This is a genomic window from Lutispora saccharofermentans (assembly GCF_024363565.1).
GTDB classification, from domain to species: Bacteria; Bacillota; Clostridia; order Lutisporales; family Lutisporaceae; genus Lutispora; species Lutispora saccharofermentans.
Genome location: NZ_JAJEKE010000001.1, coordinates 353320 through 372461, shown reverse-complemented (window position 1 = coordinate 372461; position 19142 = coordinate 353320). Strand labels below are relative to the sequence as shown.

Below are 19142 nucleotides of genomic sequence, written 5' to 3'. Positions count from 1 at the left end.
ATGTTTTTCAGAACGCTTCAGGCCGAAAAAATGAAGCTTCACCACAGCCCGGTCTGGCTTGCTTTTTTAATTCTTCCCATTTTGCCCGCCGTTATGGGTACCTTTAATTATCTGCAGAATGCCGGTATCCTCCAAGATGAATGGTACAGCCTGTGGACACAGCACACCATCTTCACCTGTTATTTTTTTCTACCGGCTATTATAGGTGTTTACTGTTCCTATATGTGCCGACTGGAACATATGAACCACAACTGGAACGTTGTTATGACGGCGCCCGTACCGGTTTCGTATTTCTATTTTTCGAAGCTTATTATGGCTTCCGTTATGGTGCTTCTGACACAGATTTGGATTGGCGTACTGTTTGTGATTTCCGGTAAGCTTTGCGGGCTTATCTCTCCTATTCCGCCGGAGCTTCCCGAATGGCTTTTGTGCGGCGCTGCCGGCGGGATTGTAATCTGCGCTCTCCAGCTTTGCATATCGTTTGTGATACGGAGTTTCGCCGTACCGGTTGGAATTGCGCTGATTGGCGGGGTAGCAGGTCTGGCGGCGATGGCCAAGGGTTATGGTGTATGGTTTCCCTATTCTCTTTTATGCCTGGGCATGCGCGCCAATCATCCTGGAGGTCCCATGCAGTGCAGTACGGAACAGTTTGTCCTGAACAGCCTCTTCTATCTGGCTGTCTGTATTATGCTTGCAGCCGTATGGCTGAAAAAACGGGGTGTGGTTGCGGGTTAATTTAATAAATTAGTGTTGTGCATTAAAAAGTCAAATATTGTATTACCAAAACTATGGTAAAACAAAGGCATAAGTTGACCATTTGTGGTAGTTTAGAGTTGTCCAAAACAATAAACAAATCACGGAGGTCGAAACTTATGCCTGAGATAATAATAGAACAAAATCAGAACATCAGGAACTATATAAATGTGCTACAATTGCCTTATTCTGCTGCTTTGAATAACCATATCATAAATATGGTCTCAGGCATAATCACTGCAGAGGGTAATAAAACTATCTCTGCCATCTACAGAAGACTTACTTCTAATAGAGATAGAAGCACAGGTTCAAGATTTTTGAGCGAATACAAATGGAATAATGAGTATGTAGACTACAAAAGGATATCCATACTGTCCGCGAGAATGTTGATGAATACAACATTGGTTTCCTAATTGTAGATGACTCTTTGAGTAAAAAGGATAATTCTACAAAAAAGATTGAAGGCCTTGCTTATCATCATTCTCACAGCGATGGGAAAACGCTGATTATTCGCTGCCACTTAATTTCAAGCTTTATCTCAGGAAGCAGTTTTATGGCTCAAAAGCCAAAAGACATTTTAAAAACAAACATGAGCTTGCCATGCAATTAGTTGACGAGTTCACTCCAGCTACCAAAACAAATTATTTGCTGGTAGATGCTTGGTATACCTCAGGAAAGCTGATGCTTCATGCGCTCAAAAGAGGATATCATACAATTGGAAGAATTAAATCCAATCGTGTAATTTATCCTTTCGGCCTTAAACCAAGTGTCAAAGAGTTTTCAACCTATATACGTAAGAATGAAACCTGCCCAGTTATCTTAAAATACTATCAAAACCGCTGGGATATAGAGGTTAGTTACAGATATCATAAGAACTCACTTGGCTTTGACCAATATCAAGTTCAGTCCTTAACATTTATTAAAAGGTACTGGAGCATGGTGTTTATGACCTATACATTCTTGGAACTTTTTAGAACATCCAAAAGTAAAGTCTTAGGTTTAAAGACCATAGGAGATACAATAGGGTATTTCCGTCAACAATACATGGTTGAAATTGTTAAAGCTTCATATTCTTGTGCAGCTAAAGGGCTAAGTCTAAGCTCAATGATTACCAAGTTAGGGCTTGTTGCTTAAAATTTTCCTTTTTACTGCACAGGACTAATTATATAGCAAAAAGAACTAACAGAATTAAATAAGGTTATCAATAGCAAAGGCCTGTGATAGAAGCATCACAGGCTTTGTTACAAGTAAAATATAAAATTATGACTCTCTTCACTATTGACATAATAAATCAAAGGGTGGTAAACTAAATCTGATTTCTAATTATTGAAACACAATTTACAATACCCCTATTTTAAGTATACAACAACGTAAAGGCAATGTCAATATAGTTAGAAAAAATTTTTAGCTAAATATTATAGGAGGATATGTCATGAGCATTAGCGATTTTGAATGGAAACAGGAAAACGAGTGGTTGGAAAATGTGCTGAAAGAAGCCCGCAAACAGCTTAGTGAAAAGCGAGACTTCAATAAAAAGCTTAAAAAGGAAGCCATAGATACTCAAAGGGAGCTATGGCAAGAAATGGGTTCTGTTTCCATTGCAAATGAACTGGACCAGATTGTAGACTTTTTGGCATTCATCGATGTGCTGAAAATGCAAAAGAGGAGTCACGAATTTACTAAAAAGCTTCAGGAAAAATACAAAAAAATGATTTTATCACCCTACTTTGGAAGAATAGATTTTATTGAAAATGGAGATGAGAATGCTGAAAAGTATTATATTGGGATAGCAAATCTGATAAACGACAGATATGATATTCTGGTATATGACTGGCGAGCGCCGGTTTCCAGTATGTTTTATGATTATGAAATTGGGGAAGCCAGTTATAAATGCCCTGAAGGAATTATTCGTGGTAAAGTTACGCTGAAGCGGCAGTACAAAATAAATAACGGTAAGATAGAATACATGTTTGACAGCAATCTGAAGATAGATGATGAAATACTTCAGGAAATCTTGAGTAAAAGTGTCGATAATAAGATGAAAACCATAATAACGACTATTCAAAGAGAACAGAATAAGGTAATACGCAATGAAGAATATAAGAATTTAATTGTACAAGGACCTGCCGGCAGCGGGAAAACATCTATTGCTCTTCACAGAATAGCCTATCTGCTTTATAAGCACCGTGAGAATATTGGGCCTCAGAATATAATAATATTCTCACCCAATCAAATTTTTAATGATTATATATCTGATGTGCTGCCTCTGCTGGGAGAAGATAATATGCTCCAGACAACCTTTAAGGAATATATGCATAATACATTGGGCGGTGAATTAAAGAAAGAAGATTATTGCGATATGATGGAATATATTTTGGCGTCCAAGGATAAACCGGCCTATCAGAAGAGGATCAGGAATATAAAATATAAGTCTTCCATGGAATTTACAGATGTATTAAAGAAATATGTAAGCTATGTTGGAAAAGTAGACAGAAATTTTAATGATATAACTTTCAGAGATAAGTTGATAATTTCATATATGGATTTGCACGAGCTGTACTATAAAGATTATTTTCAGCTTCCTCTGAAAAGGAGACTTCAAAAGCTGAGAGAAAGAGTCTTATTCTTATTGGAGCCTTACGAAAAAGAAAGGATAAAGGAAGTGATGGACGAGCTTGATGATTCAGAGTCTTATATAAATAAAGCAGAAATTGTCAAAAAAAGCAGAGTTATTGTAAAGGGTGAAATGAAGGATATATACTCTGAAATCGACAGAATAACAAAGTTTGATTTAGTGGATATCTATAAAAAGCTGATTGAGAATCTTGAGCTTTTTTGCGAAAGCTCAGACGCTGAGAAGGAAATAGATGAAATCAAAAGCTATACCCTAGAAAATTTAAAGGCCCAGCAACTTTATTATGAGGATCAGCCTCCCCTTCTGTATCTCATGGGCGCTCTGGGAGATCTTCCGAAAACTTCAGAGATCAAATATGTTATCATTGATGAGGCTCAAGACTATACGCCGCTGCAATATGAAATTTTTTACCAGCTTTTTAATCATGCCAGCATAACCATGCTGGGTGATCTCAATCAATCGATAAACCCATTCATGAATGTAGGTGATTATCAGAATATATCACATATATTCCCGCAGGATAATACCTGCCTCATGAACTTGACGAAAAGCTACAGATCCACAATGGAGATTACAAAATTCTCAAGAATGCTGCTAAATAAAGAAAGCACTGATGAATCAGTAGAAAGATACGGAGATAAACCTATAGTCCTTGGTTTTCCACGGGAAGAGGCTATAAAAGAAAAAATTTTAGAGGATATAAAAATATATAAAGGGAAAGGTTATAAATCTATTGGAATCATAACAAGGACTAAAAAGGAAGCAAATGAAGTGTACAGATTCTTAAAGGATAAGGTTCAAGTGAAAGTCATAATCAGCGATGATGAGGGATATTTGAACGGCGCTGTAATAATACCTGCCTATCTTGCTAAAGGTCTGGAATTTGATGTGGTGCTTATATATAATGCAGGAAATGAAAATTATTGTTGTGAGGAAGAAAGGCTGCTTTTTTATACTGCCTGCACCAGGGCTCTTCATGTGTTATGTGTATATTATTCCGGAAAGCGCACACCCTTATTGCAGCTGTGACCAAGATCAGTCTCAAAATGCATATTGACATTGACCTTACGTCCATTGGTATAATGAATGCAAGGATATATTTGCCAGCATACCTGCAACTTAAACACAAAGCTTCTGACAGGACAAAGCGGTATGATATAAAATATAACAATCATTTTAGAGCCCGAGAAGTTGTTGTATTGATGTCGGACATTTAAAGCGGGTGGAAATGCATATTTCATTTCTGCTTATGTTCTCCGTCAAAACTGATGATGCGGAAAGCATTGACAATTGTATGGAAATATAATATAGTAAAATTGCTAAGCCACAAGAGGTTTCTTATGGCAAAGCAGTAAAGCATAATTGTTACTGACGCCAAATACACAGTATAAGGCGGAAGGCACAGCTATATCCATGATTGTTAAGTTATTAACGATGATATTGCGCCTTCCCGGGCGTATTTTTTTTGATTGGAGGTCTTTTATGGAAACGAGGGTTGCGATTATCGGGATCATTATTGAGGATACCGATTCGGCAGAAAAACTGAATTGCATTTTGCATGATTATGGGAAGTATATTATTGGCAGAATGGGACTGCCGTATCGCGAAAAAGGCGTAAGCATAATAAGCATTGCAGTGGATGCTCCGCAGGATATAATCAGCGCTCTTTCAGGGAAGCTTGGCAGATTGCCAGGGGTCAGCACGAAAGCGGCATTTTCGAAGATAACCGGAAGGGCTGAAGGTGAGGCAGGCGATGAATAAGCTTATTGACAAGCTTTATGAAACATGCACGCTTTCACCGGAAGAATACAAGATGCTTATAGACAGCCGGAGCCCTGAGCTTTCGGAATATCTCTTCGAAAAAGCCAGGAAGGTTCGGATCGATAATTACGGGAAGGACGTGTATATACGAGGGCTGATAGAATTCACAAACTACTGCAGAAACGACTGCCTCTACTGCGGTATACGCAGAAGCAACTTAAACGCAGAGCGGTACCGCTTGTCAAAGGAGCAGATACTTGATTGCTGTGCCGCCGGATATGACCTGGGTTTTCGCACCTTTGTACTGCAGGGCGGTGAGGATGGATATTATACTGATGAGAAAATGATCGATATCATCCGTACCATAAAGAAAAATTATCCCGATTGTGCGGTTACGCTTTCTATGGGGGAAAAAAGCTATGAAACCTATAAAGCGTTCTATGACGCCGGGGCAGACCGCTACCTGCTCAGGCATGAGACTGCAGACGCCGGACATTATGGCAAGCTTCATCCCGTGACGATGTCGCTTGAAACCAGGAAGCAGTGTCTTTATAACCTGAAACAAATAGGCTATCAGGTTGGATGCGGATTCATGGTCGGTTCCCCGTTCCAGACCACCGATTGCCTGGTTGAGGATTTGCAATTTATAAAGGAGCTTAGCCCCCACATGGTAGGCATCGGTCCGTTCATACCACACCATGAAACGCCCTTTGCGGACATGAAAGCGGGAACGCTGGAGCTGACCTTGTTTTTACTCGGCATGATCCGCTTAATTCTTCCAACCGTTCTGCTGCCTGCTACAACTGCTCTGGGAACAATCCATCCTAAAGGGAGGGAGCTTGGCATCCTGGCGGGAGCAAACGTAGTTATGCCTAACCTGTCACCTACTAATGTAAGAAAAAAATATATGCTCTACGACAACAAGATCTGTATGGGGGATGAAGCAGCTGAATGCCGGTACTGCCTGCAAAAACGCATGGAAAGCATCGGCTATCAGATATCGGTAACTCGTGGAGACCATAAATCAGTTCTTTAAGAGGATTCCATTACTGAAGGGGAAGATTTTCTGACCCATATAAGAAGGGAGTAATATCATGTACGATCCAAAATCATCCAAATCAGAAGAATTCATATCGCATCAGGAGGTTCTTGATACGCTGGAGTATGCGGAAAACAACAAAAACAATTCCGCACTTATCGATAGCATCATTGAAAAGGCAAAACTCCGCAAAGGTCTTTCACATAGGGAAGCTGCAGTTTTGCTGGATTGTGAAATCGAAGAAAAAAACAATGAAATCTATAGACTCGCCGAACAGATCAAAAAGGATTTTTATGGAAATCGAATTGTAATGTTCGCGCCGCTATACCTGTCCAATTACTGTGTAAACGGCTGTGTATATTGTCCCTATCATAAGAAAAACGAACACATCACAAGAAAGAAAATGACACAGGACGAAATCAGGCGCGAGGTTATAGCGCTGCAGGATATGGGACATAAGCGGCTTGCATTGGAAACCGGCGAAGATCCGGTAAACAATCCGATCGAGTATATCCTTGAATCCATCAATACGATTTACAACGTAAAGCATAAAAACGGAGCTATCCGCAGGGTAAACGTCAATATTGCTGCGACGACTGTGGAGAACTATACCAAATTAAAAAATGCAGGAATCGGTACGTATATCCTATTCCAGGAAACCTATCATAAGGAAAGCTATGAACAGCTGCATCCTACAGGACCAAAGCACAATTATGCCTGGCACACTGAAGCAATGGACAGAGCCATGCTAGGCGGTATTGATGATGTGGGATTGGGTGTGTTGTTCGGGCTTGAGCTGTACAGGTATGAATTCGCGGCCTTACTGATGCATGCCGAGCACCTTGAAGCGGTATTTGGCGTGGGCCCCCATACAATCAGTGTACCGAGGATACGCCCTGCAGATGACATAGACCCGTCGACCTTCAGCAATGGAATAAGCGACGATATATTTGCCAAAATCGTAGCATGTATCCGTATCTCAGTACCATACACAGGGATGATCGTATCGACAAGGGAAAGCAAAGAGTGCAGGGAACGCGTCCTTCACCTGGGTATTTCTCAAATCAGCGGCGGTTCAAAAACAAGCGTTGGCGGATATGACGAGCCCGAGCCTGAAGACGAAAATTCTTCTCAATTTGATGTAAGCGATCGAAGAACCCTCGATGAAATCGTCAGATGGCTGATGGAGATGGGATACATTCCAAGCTTTTGCACCGCCTGCTACAGGGAAGGCAGGACAGGTGACAGGTTCATGAGCCTTTGCAAGAGCAGGCAGATACAGAACTGCTGCCATCCCAACGCGCTTATGACATTGAAGGAATATCTGGAGGATTATGCTTCGCCCGAAACCAAGGAATTGGGCGAAGCTCTGATTAGAAAGGGAATTGAAGATATTCCAAAAGAAAAGGTCAAGGAAATTGTAAGGCAAAATCTCATAAAAATAAGCAATGGCAGCCGCGATTTCAGATTATAAGTAGGCGGATTATGAGCCTCTCAAAAGCAATTTTGAGAGGCTCAAATTTATCCTCTTTTTAGCTCTATGCCCCTCAATTGAAAATCAAATTGCATTTGGTTTACAAAGATGGCTTTTCATTTTACAAAGCGGCTGCTAGCTCTGTAATTCATCATTCCTCAATTGATCATTGATCATTTCGATTATAAAAAAACATTAAAAATATATCGAATAACGATAAAATATTATTGCATATCAATAATTCCTATGCTATACTACAACCAATGAAAAGGAATTTCTCACAATGTTTTGGAGGATGATTTTATGTGGAACGGCAAGAAATCAATCAGTCTAAGTAAATTATGCGTTCTGGTTTTCACGTTTATGTTGATCGGCACTGCTCTATCTGCACCATGGCTTGTACGGAGGTTTCTGGATTTTTCACGGGCTGATCTGATGGGAAAGGAAATTTTCTTCCTATTAACCATTTATTCTGGAAGTATTCCGGCAGCGATACTGCTTTTTTGCCTTTACCGTCTGCTCCACCACATTGAGCTTGAACAGGTATTCATTGCAGCCAATGTGGAATATCTGAGACGGATTTCGTGGAGCTGTTTTGCGGGAGCTATTATCTGCTTTGCTTCGATACCGTATTATTTCCCATGGACTTTTGTGGCTGTGGCTGCTGCATTTATGGGTCTCATCGTGCGGGTCATCAAGAATGTCATTGCGCAGGCGGTAGAACTAAAAAACGAATCGGAACTCACGATATAAAGGGGGCAGGAAGGGCATGCCTATTATAGTGAATTTGGATGTGATGATGGCAAAGCGAAAGATGTCATCTGGCGAACTGGCTGAAAAAATAGGTATAAGCCAGGCGAATCTCTCCATTCTTAAAACCGGTAAAGCTAAAGCAATTCGCTTCTCCACATTGGAGGCGATCTGTAAAGCGCTCAATTGCCAACCCGGTGACATTCTGGAGTTTAAAGAGCAAGACTAAAAAATAATGAGGTGGAATATATGAAAGGAAATTTTTCAAGCGATAGCGGAGCATTACTTGCTGATACGGCACAGCGGTTGAATGGAGAGGGAGCGCTCCGGGGTTATAAGCCTGAGGAGCCTTTTATAGCGGACAGGAGGGATGTTATTTTTGCATTCTTCGCCTTTGTCCTGGGGTTCTTCTTCGCCCGATGGGTATTGTTTTCATGGCAGGGTTGGGGAGTTGCAGCCTTTACCATTGGCTATTGCCTTGCTGTTACCATGTATCTTATGAGAAAGGGGGTAAGCATTCCTCGTTCCGGATTCTTTTGGCTTGCAGCGGTTGCATTGATCGGGATGAGCTATTCCCTTTATGAAAATAATGGCTTAGAGCCCTGGCGCAGCTTATTTTTGTTTTGCGCAGCCATTTACTATGTCCTCCATGCTTCAGGACGTCTGATATTATGCAATACCGGCAATTGGCTTTTATTGGATGGTATCAATGGCCTGTTTGTTATTCCGTTTAAAAATTTTGCTTGTCAGTACAAAAGCCTTTCTTCGCCCAAATATATAAAAGGCAAGCTGGGAAGGCAGATTTTGTCCATTGTGCTCGGTCTGCTGCTTGCATTATTAGTTGCAGGTATGGTTCTGCCATTGCTTATGAGGGCAGACAGCGGCGGTTTCTCCAAAATAGCAAATACAATCTATGAATATTACCGATGGATGAAAAATCAATTTATGGATTTTATATTTAACGGTTTTCTTGCAATACCGATAGCAGCTTATCTATTCGGGCTTGTGGCGGGCTGCGCACACAACAGGGGCTGCAATACATTTAAAAGGGAGAGGATTCAATATGCTATTGAATCCGCAAAGGTACTCTCATTGGCCACTGTTTATACTGCCCTTGGTTTAATATGCGCTCTGTATCTAGTATTCATAGGCAGCCAGCTGCCTTACTTTTTCTCCGCTTTCGCAGGGCAGAGACCGGAAGGATGGCAGATTTATTCGGAGTATGCACGCAGCGGATTTTTTGAGCTGTGTCAAATTGCAGCTATCAATCTATCCATACTGGCATTGGCCAATATTTTTTGCAAAAAACCTCAACAAAGAGGCTATGCATTAAAAATATTTAATTGTTTGCTCTCTTTGTTGACCATGATACTCATCGCCACCGCATTCAGCAAAATGGCGTTGTATATCGGGGCATACGGGCTTTCCATACGCCGGCTGCTGCCATGCTTGTTTATGGTCTTTCTTTCTTTTGTGTTTGCCGGTGTAATTGCATTGCAAAAATGGCAGTTTTCAATTGTACGGCTTTCACTTTTTATAGGTACCCTGATGATTTGCTCGCTATGCTTTCTTAACCCGGACGGTTTTGTTGCCCGATACAATGCCGATCGTTTTCTTTCGGGAACACTCGAAAGCTTTGATGTAGAAATATTATATTTATCAGGTCCGGCAGGGATTGATCCTGCATTAAAAATTTATGCACAGACAGGAGATGATAAGCTAAAGGCCGAGCTTAGAGCCTATATATATCATCAACGACGGGAGAGCGAAAAGCTGTTGGGAAAATCACGGGACAGCTTGCAGGACCTGCTTGTACGGCAAAAGGCTGGAGAGTTTGCGGAGCTTAATGATAATTAGATACAATACATCAGGTGAAATGAGAAACAGCCTTCTATGATAATTCTTTTCTTTCATAGAAGGCTGTTCTTACAGAAATTTTTATAAAACCTTATTGATATTTTGCTGCAGCTCTACTCAGCAGCTTCTGCATCTGCTTTAGTTTCATGAACTGTGCCCTTTGGATGCTGAGGCGGCGCATAAATAGAGTACAGCTTAAGCGGCTTATTGCCTGTATTGATAACATTGTGCCATTTCCCGGCGGGTATGATGATGGCAAAGTCATCATAGACTCTTCTTTGAAAATCCAACCTATCTTTTCTATCACCCATTTTAACAATTCCCTGACCTTCTTCGATACGTAAAAATTGATCAAGATTGGGATGGTTCTCTAAGCCTATTTCTTCACCAACTTTGATGCTCATCAAGGTAAGCTGCAAATGATTTCCTGTCCATAGGGCGGTACGGAATGTATTGTTTTGTTCGGTGGCATCCGAAATATTAACCACAAAAGGTTTTGCTCCATAGTCCTTTAACTCAATAAAAGTACCGTGCTCTTCTTTATCATAAAAAGGAGTATGCTGATCAGAAAACTGGGTCCAGAAATCCGGATTATACATTGGAGCATTAGCTAAGTAAGGACATTGGTGCTTTTTATTCACAACTATCAATCCTCCCACAGGCTTATAATATTATCATATGTTTTATGTTGCGATGATGTGTTTGATTTTCAGAAATGAAAATTCTGACTGTAAAAAGAGGCCCTACAAAAACAAATTGCATAATAAAAGCATTTATGATTGACAAATTAACCCTCTTTAACATAGACTGTAATTACAGATAAGTAAATATTTGCAAATAGAGCAGGCGATACGCTTTTTAGAGGCGTGTGGGGCTGGGCTGGCAGAAAAGCCGGCAGCAGGGGTGAATACCTGTGGGACTATAATTCAAAGAAATTATGGTGCCACGGGTATTTTTTTCTACCGGCTATTATTGCTTATCGTTATTCTGAAGGCTTAGGTATTTTTGATAAAGAAAATCAGTTAAAGGGGTAGATGATCATGTCAGCAGATATTTATAAAAAAGTGAAGCAGGTGCTTTGGATTATTCTTTTTGCAAATCTGGGGGTTGCGATATTGAAGATAATAATAGGCTCAATTATAAATAGTTCCAGTATGACCGCAGATGGATTTCACTCATTGACCGATGGTTCTTCTAATGTTGTAGGCCTGATAGGGATACGACTGGCATCCAAGCCGGTTGATGAGGATCATCCATACGGGCACAGAAAGTTTGAAACGCTTGCAGGCCTCTTTATAGCGGGAATGCTTTTCTTTATTGGCATGAAAATAATTCTAAGTGCAATGAGCAGGTTTATGAACCCGGTAATACCAAACATTACGATGGAAAGTCTGATCGTACTTCTTATAACACTTTGCATCAATATTTTTGTATGTTCATATGAATACAAGAGTGGTAAAAAGCTGGGCAGTCAGATTCTGATATCCGACTCCATGCATACAAGAAGTGATATATATGTCTCAATAGGTGTATTAGCAACGCTGATATGCATCAAAATGGGGCTGCCGTCAATCATTGACCCTATTGCATCTCTCATTGTAGCCGGCTTTATAATTTTTGCAGCTTATGAGATATTTAAGGACAATAGCGAGGTGCTGGTCGATAGAGCCGCTGTTGATACAGAAAAAATCAAAAATATTGCCCTTGGCTTTGAACAGGTTAAGGATACCTATAATATACGCAGCCGGGGAAGTGATAATGACTTGCATATCGATATGCACATTATGACCGATCCAAATATGAGCGTTGAAGAATCCCATAAATTGATCCATAATATTGAAGAAAAATTGCGTGAGGCGATCAGCGAGAATGTGCATGTCCTGGCTCATCTTGAACCTTTTAATGGGGAAAATTAAGCTTAAGTTTGACTGAGCTTCATATTTTTATATGGGCTTTGAAATGGTAGAATTAATTATAAACTTCAGGCGCTTTGAATTTTTTAATACAGAAGGAGGGTAAATTATGTGCGATACACTTGTTGCTTTATCAAATGCTACAAAAGATAATTCAGTGATATTTGCTAAGAACAGTGACAGGGAGCCTAATGAACCTCAGATCATGCTTAGAATACCCGGCAGGATGAATGAGAAGGGTAAGAAAGTGAAATGCACATATGTGGAAGTTGAGCAAAGAGAGCTTACTAACGAGGTGATATTGATAAAGCCTCATTGGATGTGGGGCGCTGAAATGGGCATTAACGATAAAGGCCTGGTTATCGGCAATGAAGCAGTATTTACAAAAGAGAAGCTGGAGCCGGAGGCTTTATTAGGTATGGATATGCTGAGGTTAGCGCTGGAATCATGTGAAAGGGCTATCGATGCCGTACACTATATAGTTCATCTATTGGAGCGTTACGGACAGGGCGGCAAAGCAGGGTATACGGAGAACCTTCGTTATCATAATTCTTTTATCATAGCAGACAGCAAAGATGCGTATGTATTGGAAACAGCAGCAAAGAATTGGGCTGTCAAACACATAAACGATATATATACCATCTCAAATTCTCTTTCCATAAGAAATGATTTTGACGGATGCAGCAGCGGATTGATAGAAAATGCCATAAGAAAAAGATGGTGCAAATCAAAAGAGGACTTTAGTTTCAAGTCTTGCTATGAAGATCAGTTGTATTCATTTGCAGCAAAAGGAGATTATAGACAAAGCTATACCGAGAGCAGCTTAAGAAATAATGCCGGAAAGATAGATGTGAATTGCATGATGAGCATTTTGAGAAGCCATTGTGATAATGATAAAGTGAAAAACTTTAAAGCCGGGAGTATGAAGAGCGTATGCATGCATGGCGGTGGAATTGTTTCCAGCCAAACTACCGGAAGCATGGTAGTCCAGCTAAAAGACGGTGACATTACATTATGGACGACAGGAACATCATTGCCATGCATTTCACTTTATAAACCATATTGGTTTACAAAAAGCAGAGAAATGTTTTTCTCAGAAGAAGAGCAGCATAAAGCTGTAGAGAATTGGAAAAAAATCGAAAAGCTTCATAGATCTATATTAAGCGGTGAAGTGACAGAGCTTGCATCCTTAATAGATGAGAGGGATAAGATAGAATCGGAGTTTTTTAAATTGGCAGCGCAGGTTAGAACGGAAGAAGATAAAATAGAAGCTATGAGCTATGCCCAAAAAGCAGAAGAGAAGTTTTATAGAGAGCTGATAGATAATTTATCTGTAATCAGCAAAAAAAGCAAAAGGTTCAATAGTAATCTATATTACGGCTGGTATTGGAAAAGGCAGAATAATACGCTTGGCAGCTAATTATTAATGCAGGCAAGAATAAGAAAGCATGAAGTAAAGTCTCGTTCAACAGTACATACGGACTTGCTTGAAAGTATAATTTTAGGGAAAATAGCTTGTTATTTCATAATACAAGCTATTTTTGTCCTATATAGGCTGCTTATATCATACTGCAGCTATGGAGCTTTAGAAGGCATGCGCTTATCAATTTCATCAGCATCAATATCCCTTTTCACTGGCTTTCAGCCTGATCAGGCCTACCAGGCCCCAGGCCAGCACAGCGTAAACTGCCATCCCAATCAAAGTAGCAGGTTCAAACACAGATTTTGCGGCAAGCCCATTGGTGGTAGAAGAATAGAATATGCCGGAGAAAGGCGCCATGAATATACCTGCTATGGAGTATATGAATGATACGAAACCATTTCGGGGATTAGCTCCAAGAAGCTTGAAGATAAAGCGGAAAGCGAGCAAAACTTCGATGACACTGAGAATATAATATATCGCATGTCTGGTCTTTAAAAACCATAAAGGCATATCGGAGATTTCATGATCCTTATTGTTATTGCTCATAATATTAATTGTTCACTCCTTAATTCGATCTATTGTGCTGGTTGAATCATATTTATTTTAGTATTTTCATTTGAAAGAAGAATATGTGCCCCGTATATAATCGCCGGTGAATCCCGTTTCAACTTTATAAGCTGCTGATGCTATATTAAGCTTCATATGGTATAATTGGTAAATGATTATATAAAAGAGCGATAAGGTGAGGCAGATAAAGGCGTTGAGCCATGAAAGACAAAAAAACATTTAAAAAGATTACGAGGTGCGGATATGAAGGTTTTATTTACTTATAATTATGGCGAGGAAAAAATGAAGGCGATTGCCGAGCTGGGGTATGAAGTGATATATGCTGATGAAAAAGAGATTGTATATAGAGATGAAATTTCCGATATAGATGCATTAGTGTGCTATAATCCATTCGACAAATTGGATATTTCAGATCTTAAGCAATTGAAGTGGATTCAGCTTTCCAGCATAGGGATAGACCAATTGCCCAAGCATAAGGCTATAGAGAAGAGGATAATTGTCACAAATAACAAATCAGGCTACTCAATTCCAATCGGAGAATGGATTGTTTTAAAAACTCTTGAGCTTCTGAAGAACAGCAGTAGCTTTTACAGTAAGCAAAGTGAAAAAAAGTGGAAAATTGATCCTACAGTTTTAGAACTTTATAATAAAACCGTTTGCTTTGTAGGTACAGGGAGTATAGCCGGCGAAGCAGCAAAAAGACTTCGGGGCTTTGAAGTAAAAATAATCGGAATAAATACATCGGGTAAAAAAACCGGGAATTTTGATATATGCTATCCTATAAAGGAGCTTGAATATGCTTTGTCACAGGCTGATATAGTAGTGCTTTCAGTGCCATATACCAAAGAAACGCACCACTTAATCGATGAAAAGAGTATTGGCTTTATAAAAAAGGGCGCCTGCTTAATAAATATTGCCAGAGGGAGCATCATAAAGGAGCCGGTGCTTATAGAAGCGCTGGAGAAAGGTGAAATTCGAGGTGCGGCACTGGATGTGTTTGAGGAGGAACCTTTGCCCGAGGACAGCCCGCTTTGGAATATGAATAACGTGATCATAACTCCTCACAATTCCTGGGTTTCTGAGATGAGAAGCGAAAGAAGATATAATATCATTTATGAAAATATGAAAAGGTTTATATCCGGAGAAAGGCTTATGAATATAGTAGATATTGAAAAAGGTTACTAATAAACCAGGTCTTGCTGCTATTCGTGGATGCGTATAACGTTTTGGGGTAAAGAATCAAAGCGTAGGAGCTGAGCATAAATATTTTGATATCGGCTGGGTATATCATTGTCATATTTTAGCATATGCTGTAGAATGTTAGTAATGATTCTATAAAAATTTGAGGAGGATTGCCATGTTTGGATGGAAGGATGCATATAGCGTAAATGTGAATGAAATCGATGAGCAGCACAAAGAATTGTTTAGAATTGCGGGAAAGATATATGATCTCGTACATACTGATGATGACTATGATCATTTCGATGAGGTAATGGCTATTTTGCAGAAGCTAAAAGAATATACGCTGTATCATTTTCAACATGAAGAAAAGCTTATGGAGAAGTACGGCTATCGGGAAACGGATTCTCACAAAATCGAGCATCTTTTTCTAATAAAAAAGCTTCAGAAATTTGAGAAAGATGATGCTGATATGGAACGAAAGGACTCCATTATTGAGCTTATTACTTTTGTTTCTGACTGGATATCCGGTCATATTTTAAAAACAGATATGAAATACAAAGACTTCTTTAATAAAAGCGGACTTTATTAGATATTCAAGATCTGCACATGTTTTATCAGAAAGGGAAAGACTAGATATGAAAGTGTTTTTATTTATACTGACTAACAACATAATACCTATTTTTGCACTTATTGCATTGGGTTTCCTTATAAGCAGAAAATTTGATCTGAATATAAACACTTTATCCAAATTAATTTTCTATATTTTTTCACCCTGCTTTATTTTTGTAAATCTTTATAAAACAAGCGTTCCTCTTGAGATGATGAAGGTGATGGCGATAGCCGTAATGATCCTGGGAGCTAATATGCTGATAGCAGCTTTGCTTTCGAAGCTTCGCGGATATAGTGAAGGGTTGAAAAATGCTTTTGCCAATTCCATAATGTTTTATAATTCTGCAAACATAGGCATACCGCTGATAACCCTGGTGTTTAGCAGCGAGCCCTTTATTGTAAACGGGGAAATGCCCTATCTGAGCATAGCCCTTACAGTTCAGATTATGGTATTGGTAGTTCAGAATATTTCTACTCATACCATCGGTCTTATCAATGCAGGAAAGGCTGATACTCAGTGGAAAGATTCTTTTGTCAAGGCCATGAAAATGCCTATAATTTATGCAATACTGCTGGCCTTTGTCTGCAAAGCTTTGCCTTATGACCTTACAAGGCTTCCTGTCTGGTCTTCATTGAACTATGCCGGCGATGCATTGGTGCCGGTTTCGCTTATTACTTTGGGAATACAGCTTATGCGAACCCCTATTGAGCTTAGAAATATAGATGTGTATTTATCATGCTTTATCAGATTGTTAGTTGGCCCGGTTTTGGCAGTGATATTCATTTATATGCTAAGAGTTGATGGTATTATAGCTCACACTCTTGTCATATCTTCGGCTGTGCCTTCTTCGGTAAACAGTGCCCTTATCGCAGTAGAATATGATAACCATCCGGATTTTGCATCCCAGGCCGTTGTGGCTTCTACATTGTTGAGCGCTGTCAGTCTTGCTTTTGTAATCTATATGGCCAGGGTTTTATTTCCTGTGGTATAGAGGATAAAATTTTATCTGTCTTTTCCCAGTCGAAATTTTCGATCGACTGGGCTATTTTTTATGCTTGCATACCATATTTCTTTACAAATTCATAGTTTAATTATTTAAAAATCTTATTGACAAACATTCTCATTTATAATACTATATAAATGAGAATTGTTATCAATGGAGGACAAATTATGTGCTTATTTGATTTAAAGCCCGGACAACAAGGTTATATTGATTCGATAAGTGGAGATGATAAACTGGCCAAAAGGCTTCTTGCATTAGGCTGCATCGAAGGAACGCCTGTGCAGGTAAAATTAGTTGCGCCTTTAGGAGATCCAATCATCATCAATCTGCGCGGCTTTAACCTTGCTATAAGGAAGAAGGATGCTAAGAATATACACTTAAAGGAGGCATAAAATGATAACTGCGGCTCTGTTAGGCAACCCCAATGTGGGTAAAACGACATTATTTAATTATCTTACCGGTTCCAATCAGTATGTGGGGAACTGGGCTGGAGTTACTGTCGAGAAAAAGGAGGGCTATATAGGAAACAGTGTTAGGATAGTAGATTTACCAGGCATATATGCCATGGATACCTACTCAAATGAAGAAAAAATTTCCAAGGAGTTTTTAGAAAAAGGTAAAGTCGATGTAATTATAAATATTGTTGATGCTTCGTCCTTAAATAGAAATTTGTACTTAACGCTGCAATTGAAGCAATTTGGAAAGCCCATAATTCTTGTTCTCAATATGATAGATGTGGCGGAAGCCAAGGGAATAAAAATTGACTACCAGAAACTTTCCAAAAGGCTTGGAGTTACGGTAATCCCTATATCTGCTTCCAAGAGGAGAGGTATAGAAGAGGTTAGAAAGCTGCTTAAAGGCGGTAATTTTTTTGGCCCCATTAATGAGAATGATTATCATTATGAAGAAGATGAAAAAGAAAATTATAGATATATTGAAGAGGTTTTGGCTGAAACAATTACTGAGGAAGCAAGCGGCAGCATTGGTATAAGTGAAAGAATCGATTCGATTGTTTTGAACAAATACTTAGCATATCCTTTATTTGTTTTTATACTTTTCATTATTTTTAAATTTACATTCACCTGGGTAGGCCAGCCTTTATCCGATGCTATGGATAGCGTTATCATAAGCAGGATAGTAGTTTTTTCGGAGCTGTTGCTGCAAAACAGCAGCTCTTGGTTCAGATCTTTGATAATAGACGGAATAATCGCGGGAGTCGGCTCTGTCATCGTATTCCTTCCTATAGTGATGACTTTGTTCCTTGGAATCTCCTTCCTTGAAGATAGCGGATACATGGCCAGAGCAGCATTTATAATGGACAGAATAATGCGTAAGATGGGTTTGTCAGGAAAGGCCTTTATACCCTTTATAATAGGCTTTGGCTGCTCCGTACCCGGCATCATGTCTGCCAGGACATTAGAAAGTGAGAAGGATAGGAAACTCACAGCTTTATTGGTACCTCTTATGTCCTGCAATGCCAGATTGCCAGTTTACGCTCTATTTGCCAGTGCTTTTTTCCCGGGCAATGAGACGGCTATAACCTTTTCACTTTATTTACTAGGGATATTTATAGCAATTTTAATTGGAATCATCTTTAAGAGCACAATATTTAAAAAGGATGAAGAGCCTTTTATCATCGAGCTTCCTGAATATAAGCTTCCTGAATTTAAAAGCCTTATGAGGAATACATGGGAAAAGGGCAAGGGCTTTCTAAAAAAGGCTGGCACTATAATATTTTCAATGTCTGTAATCATATGGTTTTTATCTAACTTTAACTTCTCGGGCATGACGGATATGGGGAATAGCTTTTTAGCTTATATAGGAGGTGTTATAGCGCCGATATTCAGACCTATGGGTTTCGGCACATGGCAAAATGCTGTAGCCTTGCTGACCGGGCTTATGGCTAAGGAAGTGGTTGTCAGCACTATGAGTGTGGTATACGGAGCAGACTTGCATAATATGCTGCTTCAGCACTTTACACCGATTGCTGCCTATAGCTATCTGGTATTTATACTTTTATATACACCCTGTGTATCTGTAATAGCTGTTATGCGCAAGGAGTTTGGCAGAGGCATGATGGCATTATCCGTAGGCTATCAATTGATTCTTGCTTGGGTTATATCGTTTATTGTTTATAATCTGGGAAGCTTAATTTTGATTTAAAGGAGAGGAGCT

17 protein-coding genes, 1 pseudogene and 1 riboswitch are annotated in these 19142 nt (G+C 39.5%); of the genes and pseudogenes, 16 read left to right on the top strand and 2 right to left on the bottom strand.

Going from position 1 to position 19142, the window contains the following annotated elements; all coding sequences use genetic code 11:
- From LJD61_RS01835 to LJD61_RS01795, 9 genes and pseudogenes are all read left to right on the top strand, one after another.
- Positions 1 to 735 carry an ABC transporter permease gene (locus LJD61_RS01835; RefSeq protein WP_255225778.1) on the top strand — a complete coding sequence of 245 codons (735 nt, stop codon included), beginning with the start codon at positions 1 to 3 and terminating at the stop codon, positions 733 to 735.
- Between the two features lie 137 nt (positions 736 to 872).
- A pseudogene (locus LJD61_RS01830) lies at positions 873 to 1887 on the top strand (transposase).
- A gap of 298 nt (positions 1888 to 2185) precedes the next feature.
- A complete protein-coding gene (helD, locus tag LJD61_RS01825) occupies positions 2186 to 4417 on the top strand; it encodes an RNA polymerase recycling motor HelD (RefSeq protein ID WP_255225777.1) in 2232 nt (743 codons plus the stop codon).
- A gap of 453 nt (positions 4418 to 4870) precedes the next feature.
- A complete protein-coding gene (locus tag LJD61_RS01820; protein WP_255225776.1) occupies positions 4871 to 5149 on the top strand; it encodes a TM1266 family iron-only hydrogenase system putative regulator in 279 nt (92 codons plus the stop codon).
- Entirely contained in the window at positions 5142 to 6185 is a 1044-nt protein-coding gene (hydE, locus tag LJD61_RS01815) for a [FeFe] hydrogenase H-cluster radical SAM maturase HydE (protein ID WP_255225775.1), read from the top strand. The genes LJD61_RS01820 and hydE overlap by 8 nt, the downstream gene beginning before the upstream one ends.
- A 58-nt stretch (positions 6186 to 6243) precedes the next feature.
- Complete coding sequence (gene hydG / locus LJD61_RS01810; protein WP_255225774.1) at positions 6244 to 7662, top strand: [FeFe] hydrogenase H-cluster radical SAM maturase HydG; 1419 nt, start codon at positions 6244 to 6246, stop codon at positions 7660 to 7662.
- Between the two features lie 303 nt (positions 7663 to 7965).
- Positions 7966 to 8415, top strand: coding sequence for a DUF2975 domain-containing protein (locus tag LJD61_RS01805; RefSeq protein WP_255225773.1), 450 nt, complete (start codon positions 7966 to 7968; stop codon positions 8413 to 8415).
- 16 nt (positions 8416 to 8431) lie between these two features.
- Complete coding sequence (locus tag LJD61_RS01800) at positions 8432 to 8641, top strand: helix-turn-helix domain-containing protein (protein WP_255225772.1); 210 nt, start codon at positions 8432 to 8434, stop codon at positions 8639 to 8641.
- Between the two features lie 20 nt (positions 8642 to 8661).
- Positions 8662 to 10269, top strand: coding sequence for a DUF4153 domain-containing protein (locus LJD61_RS01795; RefSeq protein ID WP_255225771.1), 1608 nt, complete (start codon positions 8662 to 8664; stop codon positions 10267 to 10269).
- A gap of 113 nt (positions 10270 to 10382) precedes the next feature.
- Here LJD61_RS01795 and LJD61_RS01790 read toward each other — a convergent pair whose 3' ends face one another.
- On the bottom strand, positions 10383 to 10868 hold the full coding sequence (locus LJD61_RS01790) for a cupin domain-containing protein (RefSeq protein ID WP_255226012.1): 486 nt from the start codon (positions 10866 to 10868) through the stop codon (positions 10383 to 10385).
- A gap of 229 nt (positions 10869 to 11097) precedes the next feature.
- Positions 11098 to 11193: riboswitch (NiCo riboswitch) on the top strand.
- Positions 11194 to 11309: 116 nt separating this feature from the next.
- Between LJD61_RS01790 and LJD61_RS01785 the strand changes: the two genes are divergently transcribed.
- Both LJD61_RS01785 and LJD61_RS01780 read left to right on the top strand, forming a co-directional pair.
- Positions 11310 to 12185 carry a cation diffusion facilitator family transporter gene (locus LJD61_RS01785; RefSeq protein WP_255225770.1) on the top strand — a complete coding sequence of 292 codons (876 nt, stop codon included), beginning with the start codon at positions 11310 to 11312 and terminating at the stop codon, positions 12183 to 12185.
- A 106-nt stretch (positions 12186 to 12291) separates the two neighbouring features.
- Positions 12292 to 13602 (top strand): C69 family dipeptidase, encoded by a 1311-nt coding sequence (locus LJD61_RS01780; RefSeq protein WP_255225769.1) that lies wholly within the window; start codon positions 12292 to 12294, stop codon positions 13600 to 13602.
- 198 nt (positions 13603 to 13800) lie between these two features.
- Here the strand turns inward: LJD61_RS01780 and LJD61_RS01775 are convergent, their stop codons facing one another.
- Positions 13801 to 14151 (bottom strand): hypothetical protein, encoded by a 351-nt coding sequence (locus tag LJD61_RS01775; RefSeq protein WP_333783040.1) that lies wholly within the window; start codon positions 14149 to 14151, stop codon positions 13801 to 13803.
- 264 nt (positions 14152 to 14415) lie between these two features.
- Between LJD61_RS01775 and LJD61_RS01770 the strand changes: the two genes are divergently transcribed.
- The 5 genes from LJD61_RS01770 (at position 14416) to feoB (ending at position 19130) form a co-directional block, all read left to right on the top strand.
- The gene (locus LJD61_RS01770) at positions 14416 to 15357 is read left to right on the top strand and encodes a phosphoglycerate dehydrogenase (RefSeq protein ID WP_255225768.1); all 942 of its coding nucleotides are present in this window, start codon (positions 14416 to 14418) and stop codon (positions 15355 to 15357) included.
- A 172-nt stretch (positions 15358 to 15529) separates the two neighbouring features.
- Positions 15530 to 15943, top strand: a complete 414-nt coding sequence (locus LJD61_RS01765; protein ID WP_255225767.1) for a bacteriohemerythrin — start codon at positions 15530 to 15532, stop codon at positions 15941 to 15943.
- 46 nt (positions 15944 to 15989) lie between these two features.
- Complete coding sequence (locus tag LJD61_RS01760; RefSeq protein ID WP_255225766.1) at positions 15990 to 16955, top strand: AEC family transporter; 966 nt, start codon at positions 15990 to 15992, stop codon at positions 16953 to 16955.
- A gap of 179 nt (positions 16956 to 17134) precedes the next feature.
- On the top strand, positions 17135 to 17359 hold the full coding sequence (locus LJD61_RS01755; protein WP_255225765.1) for a FeoA family protein: 225 nt from the start codon (positions 17135 to 17137) through the stop codon (positions 17357 to 17359).
- A 1-nt stretch (position 17360) separates the two neighbouring features.
- Positions 17361 to 19130 (top strand): ferrous iron transport protein B, encoded by a 1770-nt coding sequence (feoB, locus tag LJD61_RS01750; protein WP_255225764.1) that lies wholly within the window; start codon positions 17361 to 17363, stop codon positions 19128 to 19130.
- Positions 19131 to 19142: the final 12 nt, after the last annotated feature.